Raw genomic sequence first — 14,214 nt, forward strand, 5'->3', positions numbered from 1 at the left:
TTTCGAAGGAACATTTGAGGAACGTCTCTTTATCTCGTATCCCGGACGCGCTAGATTGCGGGCATGAGTGATTTTGACGAAATGGACGCCTTTGAGGGCGCCTCTCTCTCCGCCCGCGCCATGGCCGCGCGTCCGCAGCCCTATCTAGAGGGGTTGAACCCCGCCCAACGGGCCGCGGTAGAGACGTTGGATGGCCCCGTGCTGATGCTTGCCGGGGCGGGCACCGGCAAAACGCGGGCGTTGACGGCGCGAATCGTGCATCTGCTCAACACCGGGCGCGCGCGCCCGCATGAGGTTTTGGCGGTCACCTTCACCAATAAGGCCGCGCGCGAGATGAAGACACGCGTGGGCCAGATGCTCGGCCAGCAGGTCGAGGGGATGCCATGGCTCGGCACCTTCCACGCGATCTGCGTCAAGCTGCTGCGGCGGCATGCGGAATTGGTGGGGCTGAAAAGCAATTTCACGATTCTCGATACGGATGACCAGCTGCGCCTGCTCAAACAATTGGTCGCCGCCGAAGGGATCGACGACAAGCGCTGGCCCGCGCGGATGCTGGCGGGGATCATCGACGGCTGGAAGAACCGCGCACTGACCCCGGACAAGATTCCGAGCGCGGATGCCGGGGCGTACAATCATCGCGGGCCGGAAATCTACGCGCAATATCAACGCCGTCTGATCGAACTGAACGCGACCGATTTCGGCGATCTGCTGCTGCATATGGTGACGATTTTTCAAGCGCACCCGGATGTGCTCGCGCAGTATCAGCGCTGGTTCAAATATATCCTCGTCGACGAATATCAGGATACCAACGTGGCCCAATACCTGTGGCTGCGGCTCTTGGCGCAGGGGCATAAGAACATCTGCTGCGTGGGGGACGATGACCAGTCGATCTATGGCTGGCGCGGGGCTGAAGTGGGCAACATCCTGCGGTTTGAAACGGATTTCCCCGGCGCCCATGTGGTCAAGCTAGAGCAGAATTACCGCTCGACCCCGCATATCCTCGCCGCTGCCTCGGGCGTGATCGCGGGCAACGAGGGGCGCTTGGGCAAGACCCTCTGGACCGAAGAGACCGAGGGCGAAAAGGTCCGTCTGATCGGCCATTGGGATGGCGAGGAAGAGGCGCGCTGGATCGGGGATGAGATCGAATCCGCGCAGCGCGGCACAAGGGGGCTCGACCCTTTTTCGCTTGACGATATGGCGATTCTGGTCCGCGCAAGCCACCAGATGCGCGCCTTTGAAGACCGGTTTTTGACCATTGGCCTGCCTTATAAGGTGATCGGCGGCCCGCGGTTCTACGAGCGTTTGGAAATCCGCGACGCGATGGCCTATTTCCGCGTGGTTACCAGCCCTGACGATGATCTGGCGTTCGAGCGGATCGTGAACACGCCCAAGCGCGGTCTGGGCGAAAAGGCACAGCAGAAAATTCAGCGCACGGCGCGGGATCACGGGGTGAACCTCGTCGAAGGCGCGCGAATCCTTTTGGCGCATGGCGGGATCAGCGGCAAAGGGGCGGCGCAACTGCGGCTTTTGATCGACGGGATCGACCGTTGGTCGTCCATGCTGCAAGGTCCGCGGATCGAAATCAGCGAAGACGACGCGGTGCTTGACGATGGCGTCGCGCCGCTTCGGGTGGATTACGGCCCGCCCGAGGTGTCCCATGTCGAACTGGCCGAGATGATTCTCGACGAAAGCGGCTACACCGGCATGTGGCAGAATGACAAAACGCCCGAGGCGCCGGGGCGGCTGGAAAACCTCAAGGAGCTGGTCAAAGCCTTAGAAGGCTTCGAAAATCTGCAGGGCTTCCTCGAACATGTTAGCCTGATCATGGATAATGAGCAGGAGGGCGATGGCGAGAAGGTCTCGATCATGACGCTGCACGCGGCCAAGGGATTGGAATTCCCCATGGTTTTCCTGCCGGGCTGGGAAGATGGGCTGTTCCCTTCGCAGCGTTCGATGGATGAAAGCGGGCTGAAAGGGCTCGAAGAGGAGCGGCGGCTGGCCTATGTCGGCATCACCCGGGCAGAGCGGATTTGCACGATCTCTTTCGCCGCCAATCGCCGGGTCTTTGGCCAATGGCAAAATGCGATGCCGTCGCGTTTCATTGATGAACTGCCCGAAGAACATGTGGATGTGCTGACCCCGCCGGGGCTTTACGGCGGTGGCTTTGGCGCGGCCATGCCGCAATCGGACCTGCATGACCGTGCGGCAAGCGCAAATGTCTATAATTCACCGGGTTGGAAACGCCTGCAATCGCGCAGTGGGGCGCGGGGCACCAGCCAGCCGCGCGAAAGCCGCAATGTCACGATCGACATGCAAGCGGTCGCCGCCTTTGAGATGGGTGAGCGCGTTTTTCACGATAAATTCGGCTATGGCGAAGTGATCGGCATCGAAGGCGACAAGATGGAAGTCGCTTTCGAAAAAGCCGGGACCAAGAAGGTCGTCTCGCGGTTCTTGACCGGCGGGAAAGACGTACCGTTCTAAATTAAATCCTGCGGTGGGTTGTCAAAAGCCTGCCTAACAAGGCCTTACAAACAAAAACGACGACACCTTGGGAGGAAGGTGCCGCCGTTTCTATGTCGGCCCGAAGTGTCGAGGGAGGGTCGGCTTCGGGTCTCCTTGCGGGGTCCGCCTCATTCAGGGAGGAGGAAGGTGACGCGCACCCCGGCTTTCAGACGACAGAACAGGGAGGGGTTCTGGCGTCCGATCTCTATCTCTGCTTAGCCGCGGGAAGATTCCCATGCCACACGGCGCAGTTCGGAACGGCTCAGACCAAGGTCGGCCAGCTCACGGTTGCTCAACGCGCTCAGACCGTCGAAAGTTTCACGGTACAGACGGTGCTGTTTGTAGCGGGTTGCCAGTGCTTCGAATGCGCCGCCGATACGGGCGAAGACGGAAGTTGTGTTTGCGGTCGTTGTGTTCATGTAAGCCATTTCGGCGCCTCTTTTTTCATCTGTTGATCATCTCGTTGCCCGCTATTTACGCCCTTTCTGCATTTGCACAACGGGCATAAAGTCAATGCCGCTATGCAGAAAGCGCATAGGTTATGAGTGGCGCAACTTGTTGTTAAAAAACGGTTTTGCCCGCGCGGCAAGATGGCGAAGGGTCATAAAACTGTCATATAAGGGGAGGGGAAAGGGGCGACGACATCTGGGAGGAGGTAGATGTCGCCGCCAATAACAGACACATCCGGGAGGAGGATGGAGGCGTCTGGTCTTTCCAAACTCGGCTGCATCCGGGAGGAGGAGTGGATGCATCCAAGTCTTGGTAAAATCAGACACATTCGGGAGGAGGAGGAATGTGTCTGGTCTTTCCGAAAGCGGGGCGCTTGGCCCTGCCTATGACCCTAAGTTAGCGCTAATTGCTGCGGGTGCACAATATTTCTTTTTGCAATGCTGCTATGCGGCAAAAACATGGTACCCCTGCGTAATCCTTGGGCATTGCGCCTGTTCCCTATGCAAAAAGGGCCGTCCCCTTGCGCTTGGCGCAGAACCTGCCATTTCAGAAGCCCTAATAGAGGAGAATTTGCGCATGTCTGTGACCAAAGCAGAAGTCGAAGCGGCGCTGGCGCGGGTGCAACTGCCCGATGGCAAAAGCCTGCTTTCCCATGATCTGGTCCGCGCGCTGGTGGTCGAAGGCGATAAGGTGCGATTCGTCATCGAAGCGCCCAATGCCGATGTCGCACGCCAAATGGCGCCCTTGCGCGACGCGGCAGAGCAGGTGGTCCGCGATCTGCCGGGGGTGGGTGGTGTGTCGGTCGCGCTGACCGCGCATGGCCCCGCACCGAAAGCGCCCAGTCTCAAGATCGGCGGGCATCCCAAGCCGCAAGAGGGGCCGATGAAACCCTCGGGCGTGAAGCGCATCCTGGCCATCGGCTCGGGCAAGGGCGGTGTGGGTAAATCCACCGTTAGTTCCAACCTCGCCGTGGCGCTGGCGCGCGCGGGCCGCAAGGTGGGGCTGCTCGACGCCGATATCTACGGCCCCAGCCAGCCGCGCATGATGGGGGTCAACAAGCGCCCCGCCAGTCCTGACGGCAAGACGATCATCCCCCTGCAAGCCCATGGCGTGACCCTGATGTCGATCGGCTTCATGCTGGAAGAGGGCAAGGCCGTGGTCTGGCGCGGGCCGATGCTGATGGGCGCGCTGCAGCAGATGCTGGGGCAGGTGGAATGGGGCGAGCTTGACGTGCTCCTCGTCGACTTGCCGCCCGGGACCGGGGACGTGCAACTGACGCTCTGCACCAAGTCCGAGCTTTCGGGCGCCATCGTGGTCAGCACGCCGCAGGACGTGGCGCTGATCGACGCGCGCAAGGCGCTCGACATGTTCGCCACCTTGAAGACCCCGGTGCTGGGCCTGATCGAAAACATGTCGATGTTCGTCTGCCCGGACTGCGGTTCGCAGCATGAGATCTTCGGCCATGGTGGTGTGGCGGCGGAGGCCGAGAAGATGGGTGTGCCGCTTTTGGGCAGTCTGCCGATTGATCTCGATACCCGTTTGGCCGGGGACAGCGGCACGCCGGTCGCCGCGGGCGAGGGGCCGATGGCCGATGCCTATGCCCGGCTCGCGAAGGGCTTGGTCGACGGTGGCATGGCCTGACGGGGGCGGCGCGGGCGGTTAGCCCAGCTCGCGCCCTTCGATCAGGTGGCCATAAAGCGTTGTCAGCATCGAGACAAAAACCAGCCCCTCTATAAGATAGAGCAGGGAATCCAGCATCAGCCGCAGGCCGGGGTCGGCAGGCAGCAACATGCTGGCGATCACGCCGAGCAGTGTGTTCACCACCGCCAGCAAGACGGCCAGCGCCCAAAGCGTGCCGGCCAAAGGCTCGGTCGCGCGCCAGCTGTCGCGCACCGACATGACGTGGCCCAAAGCGGCGGCGGGCAGCACGAGGCTAAGCCGCAGCGCCAGCCAAAGGAAAGCCACCCCCGCCACCAATCCAATCAACATCAGCGCCGCCGGGCTCGACCCGGTCAGCCCGCCCAAGAGCAGCATGGCAAGGCCGATGGGAAGGGCCGCGAGAAACTGCACGAAGCCCAAAACGATGGCCCGCCAGACATAGGCCCAGAACAGCCCCAGGCCCGGACGTAGGTCATCCTCGTCATGATCCAGCAGGACATAGCGGTGCCAAAGGATGGCCATCAGCGCATAGCCAAGGATGCCGGTCAGCCCGCAGGCGATCAGGATCAGAAGTTGACCCGCAGGCGGCGGGGCGGCGTTCTCGATCACCTGATCCATCGCCCCTAGCGCATCCCCCGCCAGCAGGCCCGCCGCTGCAGCGGCGCCCATTACCCAAAGCACCGCGGGCAGGATCACCCGCAGCGTGGTTGAAGGCGCGTGAAACAGCATGTTCAGCGCGTGGGTAAATAGAGCCGTGGCTTGGATCATGATGCACTCCCTCCGTTTCGCGCCAATACATGGCCTGCGTGGCCCGAAAGGACAAGATATCGCTGACAGAAGGGTTCCAGCCTCTGGGAAAGCATGGGCCGCTGGGAGGGCATGGGAAAAGTCGCGGGAATGCATGGGAAGTCTGGGAAATCATGGGCGCCCCTTGCTCTCTTGGGGGTCTTGGCCGATTCGCAGCTATGGGAAATGGGGCGCAAATGGGGAGCACTTCGCGCAATCGGCGGAACAGGCAACGAACACGTCCTGTGGATAACTATGTGAGCAAATTTTAGTGGGAAACTGTGGGATATTGTGCAGGTCGCAATTCGTTAACAAGATATAGTGTTGGGAGGCGGATAGAACTCAAATTGAGCCATTTTCCGCCGAGAAAGTTATACCAGATGTTGTTCTCACAGCCTGTGCAAAACAAAATATTGGGCGGAAATCCAAAAAAAATGTAGACGCCCATCAATTCCCATGGCATCCCTAATGCATCGGATGAGAACGGGACACGGGGCAGCAAACGACCCCAAAATAAATCAAAACCTAGCAGGTTTCATACAGGCACCTCGCTTTCATCAGACCAAAGAGATCCGGCGCGCGAGCGAGCAGACATCCCCCCAGGTGGCGCGCGCAGTCGGACTTCCCCCGCCAAGCTGCGGGACGTGGGCGGCGGGTTGATCAGTGGCAGCAGATCAACCCGCCGTTTCCATTTCCAAGGCAGGGGAGCGAGGCGAATAACGAGTTTAAGCGCAAAGGCGCAAGAGGCAGGGACAACAAGTGAGCCGCAGGTTCAGAGGCGAAAGCCACCACAAGGTCGATACGAAGGGGCGGGTGTCTATCCCAGCCTCTTTTCGGCGTGTGTTGGAGGCGGGCGACCCGAACTGGAAGAACGGCGACAATCCCGAGCTGGTCATCGTCTATGGCGATCAGCGCCGCAACTACCTTGAATGCTACACCATGGAAGCCATCGAAGAGGTCGACGCCAAGATCGACCGCATGCCGCGCGGCTCCATGCAGCGCAAGGCGCTTCAGCGTCTGTTCCACGGCCAGTCTTTCCCGACCACGGTAGATGAGACTGGTCGTTTGGTGTTGCCCGCCAAGCTGCGCAACAAGATCGAACTCAATGGCGAGGCGTTCTTTATCGCCGCCGGTGACACCTTCCAGATCTGGAAGCCCGAAACCTACGAGACCGAGGAAGAGGCCTGGCAGCAGGAACTGCCCGACGATGTCGATCCGCTCTCGTTCCTCGATGGTGATATGGAGATCTGAGGGAATGGTTGCTGCCTCTGATCCATCTGCCCCTCACACCCCCGTTCTGCTGCGCCCGATCCTATCTGCCGTGGCGCCCGTGGAAGGGGTCTGGCTCGATGGCACCTTTGGCGCGGGCGGCTACACCCGTGGCTTGCTAGAGGCCGGTGCCGCGCGTGTGGTGGCCGTCGACCGCGATCCGCTGGCCTTTGAAATGGCGGCGGCATGGGCCGGGGGCTACGGCGATCGGATCACCATGCAGCAGGGCGTCTTCTCGCGCATGGATGAATATGCCCAAGACCTCGATGGTGTGGTGCTGGACCTCGGTGTCTCCTCCATGCAACTCGATCAGGCGGAGCGTGGCTTTTCCTTCATGAAAGATGGCCCGCTCGACATGCGGATGAGCCAAGATGGCCCCTCGGCTGCCGATCTGGTCAATGAGGCCGAGGAAGAGGTGATCGCCAATATCCTCTTTCAATACGGTGAAGAGCGCGCCTCGCGCCGGATCGCCAAGGCGATTGTCCGCGCCCGCGAAGAGGCGCCGATCACCACCACGCTGGAATTGGCGAAATTGGTCGAAGGCTGCCTGCCGCGCGCCAAGCCCGGCCAGAGCCACCCGGCAACCCGCAGTTTCCAAGCGCTGCGAATTGCGGTGAACAATGAATATGGCGAACTTTTTCAGGGGCTTATGGCCGCTGAACGGGCGTTGAAGCCGGGCGGGAAACTGGCGGTGGTGACCTTCCATTCGGTCGAGGACCGGATGGTCAAACGCTTCCTCACCGCGCGGGCCGGGGCCGGGGGCAATGCCAACCGTTTCGCTCCCGCGCTTGAGCAGGCGCCGCCGCAGTTCACGCTGAAATCCCGCAAGGCGATCGGCCCCGATGCGCAGGAATTGGAAGAGAACCCGCGCAGCCGGTCGGCCAAGCTGCGGGTGGCCACGCGCACCGATGCGCCCAGTGGTGAGATTGACGCGAAAACCATCGGCATGCCGATGGTCAGGGGGATCTGAGTGATGCGCACGGTGATGTATATCCTCACCACCATTGCCGTGGTTGGATTGGCCTTCTGGGCCTACCGCGAGAATTACGCGACCCAGCAGGCACTGAGCGATGCCGACAGGCTGCATGCCAATATCCGCGCCACCCATGCCCGTCTGGCTGTGCTGCGCGCCGAATGGGCCTTCCAGAACCGCCCGGACCGGCTGCGCGATCTGGCCGATCTGAACTTTGACCGTCTGGGCCTGCTGCCCCTGCATCCCGGCCAGTTCGGTCAGGTCGATCAGGTCGCCTATCCGCAGCCGCCCTCCGAGCTGCTGCCGATCACCGATCCTGTGGAAGTCTCGACGATGAATTACGACGCGCTCACCGGCGCGGATGAGTCCGAGGAGGACTTCGAATGATCCGCACCCCGCTGCGCCCGCTGGCCCGTATCCTCGACGCCCGCGAGAAAGGGGAGAACCCCGACGCGATCGAACGTGAGAACAAGCGCATCCGCCACGAGCAGATGCGCGACAAGGCGCGGATGCGCGCCGAGGGGCGGCTTCTGGTGCTGGGGGTTTGCTTTCTCTGTGCCTTCACCGTGATTGGCGGGCGGATGGGGCTGCTGGCGATGTCCGAGCCTTCCGAGCCGCGCGGCCATGCGCCGGGGGCCGTGATCTCGGCCTCGCGTGCGGATATCACGGACCGGAACGGCAACCTGCTGGCCACCAATTTCGAGACCCACGCGCTCTATGCGCAGCCGCGGCACATGATCGACCCTGAGATGGCCGCGAAAAAGCTGGTCAAAATCTTTCCTGACCTGAAAGAAGAGCGTCTGATCAAGGATTTCACAGGCAAGCGCAAGTTCCTGTGGATCAAGAAGAAAATAAGCCCCGAACAGATGCAGGCGGTGCATGACATTGGCGATCCGGGGCTTTTGTTCGCGCCGCGCGACATGCGTCTTTACCCCAATGGCGCGCTTGCGGCCCATGTGCTGGGCGGGGCGAGCTATGGCAAGGAAGGTGTCCATGCCGCCGAGGTGATCGGCGTGGCAGGGGCCGAGAAATATTTCGACGACTACCTGCGCGACCCGGCCAATGGCAACAAACCCTTGGAACTGTCGCTCGACCTTACCGTGCAGGCCGCGGCGGAGCGGGTGCTTTATGGCGGCATGAAGCTGATGAACGCCAAGGGCGCCACAAGCATTCTGATGGACGTGCACACGGGCGAGGTGATCTCGGTCGCCTCCCTGCCGGACTTCGACCCCAACAACCGGCCCCGGCCCTTGACCCAAGGCGATGCCTCCGACAGCCCGCTGTTCAACCGTGCGGTGCAGGGGGTCTATGAACTGGGCTCGACTTTCAAGATTTTCGCCGCTGCACAGGCGGTGGAACTGGGGTTGTTCAACGCCGACACGATCATCGACACCTCCGGCCCGATGAAGGTTGGCGGCTTCCGCATCGGTGAATTCCGCAACAAGAACTACGGCAAGCTGAGCGTTGCCGACATCATCGTGCATTCCTCGAACCGGGGCACGGGCCGCATGGCGCTGGAAATCGGTATCGAACGGCAGCAGGAGTTCCTGAAAAGCCTCGGTTTCTTTGAGCCCACCCCCTTTGAGATCGTCGAAGCCTCGGGCGGCAAGCCGCTCTTGCCAAGCCGTTGGACCGAATTGTCGAGCGTGACGATCTCCTACGGCCACGGGCTATCCAGCACGCCGATGCACCTTGCCGCGGGCTATGCCGCCATCGCCAATGGCGGGCGCGCGGTAAAGCCCACGCTGCTGAAGCAATCCGCCCCGCAACTCGGCGCCCGGGTCATGTCCGAAGAGACCGCCGCGCAGGCGCGGATGATGCTGCGCAAGGTGGTGACCGATGGCACGGCCAGCTTTGCCGAGGTGCCGGGCTATCAGATCGCGGGCAAGACCGGCACCGCCGACAAGCCCAAGCCCACGGGCGGCTATTACGACGATAAGGTGATCAACACTTTTGCCAGTATCTTCCCAATCAACGATCCGAAATATGTGCTGATCGTCACGCTGGACGAACCGGTCGAGACCTCGGGCCCGAAACCGCGCCGCACGGCCGGGTGGACCGCCGTGCCCGTGGCCGCCGAGATGGTGCGCCGCATCGCGCCTCTGCTGGGGCTGCGCCCCGCTGTTGAACCGATGAACGACGCTGTGCTAACGCTGACCAGCAGCAACTGAAAAGACATTCCTATGACCGACCGGGCCGTACCCCTTTCCTCTCTCGGGCTGACCGCGCGGGCGGGGGCCAACCCCATGATCACCGGCATCGCGGTCGACAGCCGCGAGGTGCGCGAGGGCACGCTCTTTGCGGCTCTGCCCGGCAGCCGCGTGCATGGGGCGGCATTCATTCAATACGCCCTGCGCATGGGCGCGGCGGCGGTGCTGACCGATGCGGCGGGCGCCAAACTCGCCGCCGAGGAACTGGCGGGCTCGGATGCCGCGCTGGTGGTCTCTGACCTCCCACGCGAGGCGCTGGCGCGCACGGCGGCGCTATGGTTCGGCGGCCAGCCCGCCACGATGATCGCGGTCACGGGCACCAATGGCAAAACTTCCGTCTCGACCTTCGTGCGTCAGATTTGGGTAGAGATGGGATTGCCTGCCGTGAACCTCGGCACCACCGGGGTGGAGGGCGCATGGGCCGCCCCCTTGGCCCATACCACGCCCGAGCCGATCACGCTGCACCGCACGCTGGCCGAAGCGGCGGCGAATGGCATCACCCATGCCGCGATGGAAGCGTCGAGCCACGGGCTCGACCAGCGGCGACTGGATGGGGTGACGCTCAAGGCGGCGGGCTTTACCAACTTCACCCAAGACCATCTGGACTATCACGAGACATTCGAGGCCTATTTCGCCGCCAAAGCCGCGCTTTTCGCCCGTGTCCTGCCCGAAGACGGCACGGCGGTGGTCAATATCGACGATGAAAAAGGCGTCGACATCGCGGCCATCGCCCGCGCGCGGGGCTGTGAAGTGATCACAGTGGGCCGCGACGGGGGCGATCTGCATCTGCAAGGCCAGCGGTTCGATGCCACGGGCCAAGACCTGCGCTTTAGCTGGCGCGGTAAGACCTATCAAAAGCGGCTCAACCTGATCGGCGGTTTTCAGGGCGATAACGTCTTGCTGGCCGCAGGGCTGGTCATCGCCTGCGGCGCCGACCCGCAGGAGGTTTTTGACACGCTGCCGCATCTCACCACTGTGCGGGGCCGGATGCAGCTTGCCGCCACCCGCGACAATGGCGCGGCGGTTTTCGTCGATTACGCCCATACGCCCGATGCGGTGGCCACGGCCCTCGCCGCCATGCGCCCGCATGTCATGGGGCGGCTCGTCACCATCGTTGGCGCGGGCGGTGATCGGGACCGCGCCAAACGGCCCTTGATGGGGCAGGCGGCGGCAGAGAATGCGGATATGGTCATCGTGACCGACGACAACCCGCGCAGCGAAGACCCCGCGAGCATCCGGGCCGCCGTGCTGGGCGGCGCGCCCGAGGCTTGGGAAGTCGGCGACCGGGCCGAAGCCATCCTGCGTGGGGTGGATGCGCTGGAGCCGGGCGACGCGCTGCTGATCGCGGGCAAGGGGCATGAGACCGGGCAGACCGTAGGCGAGGACGTGCTGCCTTTCGACGATGTGGAACAGGCCAGCGTGGCCGTGGCGGCACTGGACGGGAGACTGGCATGAGCCTTTGGACAGCGAGCGAAGCGGCAGAGGCCACGGGGGGCCGCGCGCAGGGCGATTGGGCTTGCGATGGTATCTCGATCGACACGCGGACCCTGCAGCCCGGTGATCTCTTCGTCGCACTCAAGGCCGCGCGGGACGGGCATGAATTCGTGGCGCAAGCGCTCGACAAAAGGGCCGCTGCTGCGCTCGTGACCCATATCCCCGAGGGCGTGGCCAAGGATGCGCCGCTGCTGATCGTAAAGGACGTGCAGCAGGCGCTCGAAGCGCTTGGCCGGGCAGGGCGCGCGCGGCTTGGCCCGCAGGCCAAGGTGGCAGCGGTGACCGGCAGCGTCGGCAAGACCTCGACCAAGGAAATGCTGCTGGCGATCTTTGGCGATCAGGGAAAGGCCCATGCCAGCGTCGACAGCTACAACAACCATTGGGGCGTGCCGCTGACACTAGCACGGATGCCGCGCGATACCGATTACGCGGTGATCGAGATCGGCATGAACCACCCCGGAGAGATTGCCCCCCTTGCCCGACAGGCGCGCCCCGACGCCGCGATGGTCACGAATGTCGCCGCCGTCCACCTCGAAGCGTTCAAGGATGTCGCCGCCATCGCAGTGGAAAAGGCCAGCATCTTCGACGGGATGGAGCCGGGCGGCGTGGCGGTGATCAACGCCGACCACGAGCACAGTGATATTGTCTTGGATAAAGCGCTGGAGCGCGGCCTGCGCGAGACGACCTTTGGTCGAGCGGGCCATCACTACAAGCTGGGCGAGGTCAAGGTTCAGGGCGATGCCACCGTCGCTCAGGCCGAGGTCGAAGGCGCGCCGCTGATCTTCAAGATCGCCACGCCGGGGCGGCATTTCGCGATGAACGCGCTTGGCGCGCTGGCTGTGGCCGAGGCGCTTGGCGCGGATCGGGCGCTGGCCGTGCAATCGCTGGGCCGCTGGTCGCCCTATGCCGGGCGCGGGGTGCGCGAGCGTATCCAGCTCGATCCCGTGGACACCTACCTGGCGTTGGAATTGATCGACGACAGCTATAACGCGAACCCAACCTCCATGGCCGCGGCGCTTGAGGTATTGGCCGCCTCGGAAGTGACCCATGACATCGGGCGCGTCAGCAAAGGGCGGCGGATCGCCTTTGTCGGCGATATGAAAGAACTCGGCCCCGAGGCCGTGGCGCTGCACGCGGGTCTCGCCGAACTCGATGCCACCCGCGCGCTCGACGTGGTGCATTGCGTCGGCCCGCTGATGAAAGCCTTTTACGACAATCTGCCCGAACATCAGCGCGGCGATTGGACGGAAACCGCCGAAGAGATGTTGCAAGGACTCCGCGCAAGGCTCGATTCCGGCGATGTCGTGCTGATCAAAGGGTCGCTTTCGATGAAGCTGGGCGGTATTGTTGACGCCATCCGCAAAATGGGCCATCCGGTCCCGACCGCCTGATCGGCGATTCACCCCACATGATGAGTTAGGACGCGATATATGCTCTATTGGTTGACGCTGCTGTCGGATGGCGGCGATTTCTTTAACCTGTTTCGCTATATCACCTTCCGCGCGGGCGGGGCATTTCTGACGGCATTGGTGTTCGGCTTTATCTTCGGCAAACCGCTGATCGAAGTGCTACGCAAGCGGCAGGGCAAGGGCCAGCCGATCCGCGATGACGGCCCAGAGGGGCATTTCGCCAAGGCGGGCACACCCACCATGGGCGGGCTGCTGATCGTGGGGGCTTTGCTGACCTCGACCCTGCTTTGGGCGCGGCTCGATAATCCTTTCGTCTGGCTGGTGCTATTCGTCACCATGAGTTTCGCCGCCATCGGCTATGCCGACGACCACGCCAAGGTCAGCAAGCAAAACACCGATGGCGTGCCGGGTAAGCTGCGGCTTTTGCTGGGCTTTCTGATTGCGGGCATCGCGGGCTTTTGGGCAGCGCAATACCATCCGGCAGAGTTGCAGTACCAACTGGCGCTGCCGGTGTTCAAAGACACGCTGATCAACCTCGGGGTGCTCTTCGTGCCCTTCGCCATCATCGTGATCGTCGGCTCGGCCAATGCGGTGAACCTGACTGACGGGCTCGATGGCCTCGCCATCATGCCGGTGATGATCGCCGCCGGTGCGCTTGGCGTCATCGCTTACGCCGTGGGCCGCGTCGACTTCACCGAATATCTCGACGTGCATTACGTTCCGGGCACGGGCGAGATCCTGATCTTCACCGCCGGTCTCTTCGGTGGCGGCCTCGGGTTCCTGTGGTACAACGCGCCGCCCGCTGCCGTCTTCATGGGCGATACCGGCTCGCTGGCGCTTGGCGGGGCGTTGGGCGCCATCGCAGTGGCCACCAAGCACGAATTGGTGCTGGCGGTGGTCGGCGGGCTCTTCGTGGTGGAGGCGCTCTCGGTCATCGTACAGGTGCTCTACTTCAAACGCACCGGCAAGCGGGTCTTCCTGATGGCGCCGATCCACCACCACTACGAGAAAAAGGGCTGGGCCGAGCCCCAGATCGTGATCCGCTTCTGGATCATCTCGCTGATCCTTGCCTTGCTGGGGCTGGCGACGCTGAAGGTGCGCTAAATTGAAAGACCCCGACAAAACTACTTTGACTGAAGTAGTCGATTTTTTTGCTGACTCCATTCTTAAGTCGAACGCGCTTGCTGCAACTACAGTTTTGGCCGCACACGCACACACAGCAACGAATGGCTGGGATATTGACCCTACCTCATATGTATTGGGCTGGTTCGGTATTTCCGCGCTTGGTTTCTTTAGTCTTTGGCATTTTTTGGGAACGGTTACTTCAGCAGTTAGTCACATTCATCAGGATACCGAGAGAAACGCGATAGTTAAATACAGCATGGAGGGCGCGGTTGTTGTTGCATCTCTTGCAAGCACTTTTACAGTAATCAGCGTACTGAACGGCTTAGTCGCAAAGTAA

General features: G+C 62.3%; 12 protein-coding genes. 10 read left to right on the forward strand and 2 right to left on the reverse strand.

Features of this window, described 5'->3' with window-relative positions:
- Positions 1-63 precede the first annotated feature (63 nt).
- Complete coding sequence (locus ACGYLC_RS10585; RefSeq protein WP_394422922.1) at positions 64-2,481, forward strand: ATP-dependent helicase; 2,418 nt, start codon at positions 64-66, stop codon at positions 2,479-2,481.
- 236 nt (positions 2,482-2,717) lie between these two features.
- Here ACGYLC_RS10585 and ACGYLC_RS10590 read toward each other — a convergent pair whose 3' ends face one another.
- Entirely contained in the window at positions 2,718-2,921 is a 204-nt protein-coding gene (locus tag ACGYLC_RS10590) for a DUF1127 domain-containing protein (protein WP_271693367.1), read from the reverse strand.
- A gap of 607 nt (positions 2,922-3,528) precedes the next feature.
- Between ACGYLC_RS10590 and ACGYLC_RS10595 the strand changes: the two genes are divergently transcribed.
- Entirely contained in the window at positions 3,529-4,593 is a 1,065-nt protein-coding gene (locus ACGYLC_RS10595) for an Mrp/NBP35 family ATP-binding protein (RefSeq protein ID WP_394422923.1), read from the forward strand.
- Positions 4,594-4,611: 18 nt separating this feature from the next.
- On the opposite strand, the gene ACGYLC_RS10600 is transcribed toward ACGYLC_RS10595, so the two are convergent.
- Complete coding sequence (locus ACGYLC_RS10600; protein ID WP_394422924.1) at positions 4,612-5,379, reverse strand: hypothetical protein; 768 nt, start codon at positions 5,377-5,379, stop codon at positions 4,612-4,614.
- Between the two features lie 777 nt (positions 5,380-6,156).
- On the opposite strand from ACGYLC_RS10600, the gene mraZ reads away from it, so the two are divergent.
- From mraZ to ACGYLC_RS10640, 8 genes are read left to right on the forward strand one after another with little or no spacing between them, the layout of a single operon-like run.
- Positions 6,157-6,648 (forward strand): division/cell wall cluster transcriptional repressor MraZ, encoded by a 492-nt coding sequence (mraZ, locus tag ACGYLC_RS10605; RefSeq protein WP_394399953.1) that lies wholly within the window; start codon positions 6,157-6,159, stop codon positions 6,646-6,648.
- Between the two features lie 4 nt (positions 6,649-6,652).
- Positions 6,653-7,636, forward strand: a complete 984-nt coding sequence (rsmH, locus tag ACGYLC_RS10610; protein WP_394422925.1) for a 16S rRNA (cytosine(1402)-N(4))-methyltransferase RsmH — start codon at positions 6,653-6,655, stop codon at positions 7,634-7,636.
- Between the two features lie 3 nt (positions 7,637-7,639).
- Positions 7,640-8,026, forward strand: coding sequence for a cell division protein FtsL (locus ACGYLC_RS10615; protein ID WP_394399949.1), 387 nt, complete (start codon positions 7,640-7,642; stop codon positions 8,024-8,026).
- Complete coding sequence (locus ACGYLC_RS10620; RefSeq protein ID WP_394399947.1) at positions 8,023-9,810, forward strand: peptidoglycan D,D-transpeptidase FtsI family protein; 1,788 nt, start codon at positions 8,023-8,025, stop codon at positions 9,808-9,810. Before ACGYLC_RS10615 ends, ACGYLC_RS10620 begins: the two co-directional genes overlap by 4 nt.
- A 12-nt stretch (positions 9,811-9,822) precedes the next feature.
- On the forward strand, positions 9,823-11,304 hold the full coding sequence (locus ACGYLC_RS10625) for a UDP-N-acetylmuramoyl-L-alanyl-D-glutamate--2,6-diaminopimelate ligase (RefSeq protein WP_394422926.1): 1,482 nt from the start codon (positions 9,823-9,825) through the stop codon (positions 11,302-11,304).
- Positions 11,301-12,734, forward strand: coding sequence for a UDP-N-acetylmuramoyl-tripeptide--D-alanyl-D-alanine ligase (murF, locus tag ACGYLC_RS10630; protein ID WP_394422927.1), 1,434 nt, complete (start codon positions 11,301-11,303; stop codon positions 12,732-12,734). The genes ACGYLC_RS10625 and murF overlap by 4 nt, the downstream gene beginning before the upstream one ends.
- A 39-nt stretch (positions 12,735-12,773) precedes the next feature.
- Positions 12,774-13,856 carry a phospho-N-acetylmuramoyl-pentapeptide-transferase gene (gene mraY, locus ACGYLC_RS10635; RefSeq protein ID WP_394399941.1) on the forward strand — a complete coding sequence of 361 codons (1,083 nt, stop codon included), beginning with the start codon at positions 12,774-12,776 and terminating at the stop codon, positions 13,854-13,856.
- A gap of 1 nt (position 13,857) precedes the next feature.
- Positions 13,858-14,214, forward strand: coding sequence for a hypothetical protein (locus ACGYLC_RS10640; protein ID WP_394422928.1), 357 nt, complete (start codon positions 13,858-13,860; stop codon positions 14,212-14,214).

Origin of the sequence: Sulfitobacter sp. 1A12157 (assembly GCF_043557345.1) — a bacterium.
GTDB lineage: Bacteria > Pseudomonadota > Alphaproteobacteria > Rhodobacterales > Rhodobacteraceae > Sulfitobacter.

Coding starts and splice junctions, on each gene's coding strand:
- rsmH (WP_394422925.1), top strand. CDS start 6,653: ATGGTTGCTGCCTCTGATCCATCTGCCCCTCACACCCCCGTTCTGCTG.
- ACGYLC_RS10620 (WP_394399947.1), top strand. CDS start 8,023: ATGATCCGCACCCCGCTGCGCCCGCTGGCCCGTATCCTCGACGCCCGC.
- ACGYLC_RS10595 (WP_394422923.1), top strand. CDS start 3,529: ATGTCTGTGACCAAAGCAGAAGTCGAAGCGGCGCTGGCGCGGGTGCAA.
- ACGYLC_RS10625 (WP_394422926.1), top strand. CDS start 9,823: ATGACCGACCGGGCCGTACCCCTTTCCTCTCTCGGGCTGACCGCGCGG.
- ACGYLC_RS10615 (WP_394399949.1), top strand. CDS start 7,640: ATGCGCACGGTGATGTATATCCTCACCACCATTGCCGTGGTTGGATTG.
- ACGYLC_RS10600 (WP_394422924.1), bottom strand. CDS start 5,379: ATGATCCAAGCCACGGCTCTATTTACCCACGCGCTGAACATGCTGTTT.
- ACGYLC_RS10590 (WP_271693367.1), bottom strand. CDS start 2,921: ATGAACACAACGACCGCAAACACAACTTCCGTCTTCGCCCGTATCGGC.
- murF (WP_394422927.1), top strand. CDS start 11,301: ATGAGCCTTTGGACAGCGAGCGAAGCGGCAGAGGCCACGGGGGGCCGC.
- mraY (WP_394399941.1), top strand. CDS start 12,774: ATGCTCTATTGGTTGACGCTGCTGTCGGATGGCGGCGATTTCTTTAAC.
- ACGYLC_RS10585 (WP_394422922.1), top strand. CDS start 64: ATGAGTGATTTTGACGAAATGGACGCCTTTGAGGGCGCCTCTCTCTCC.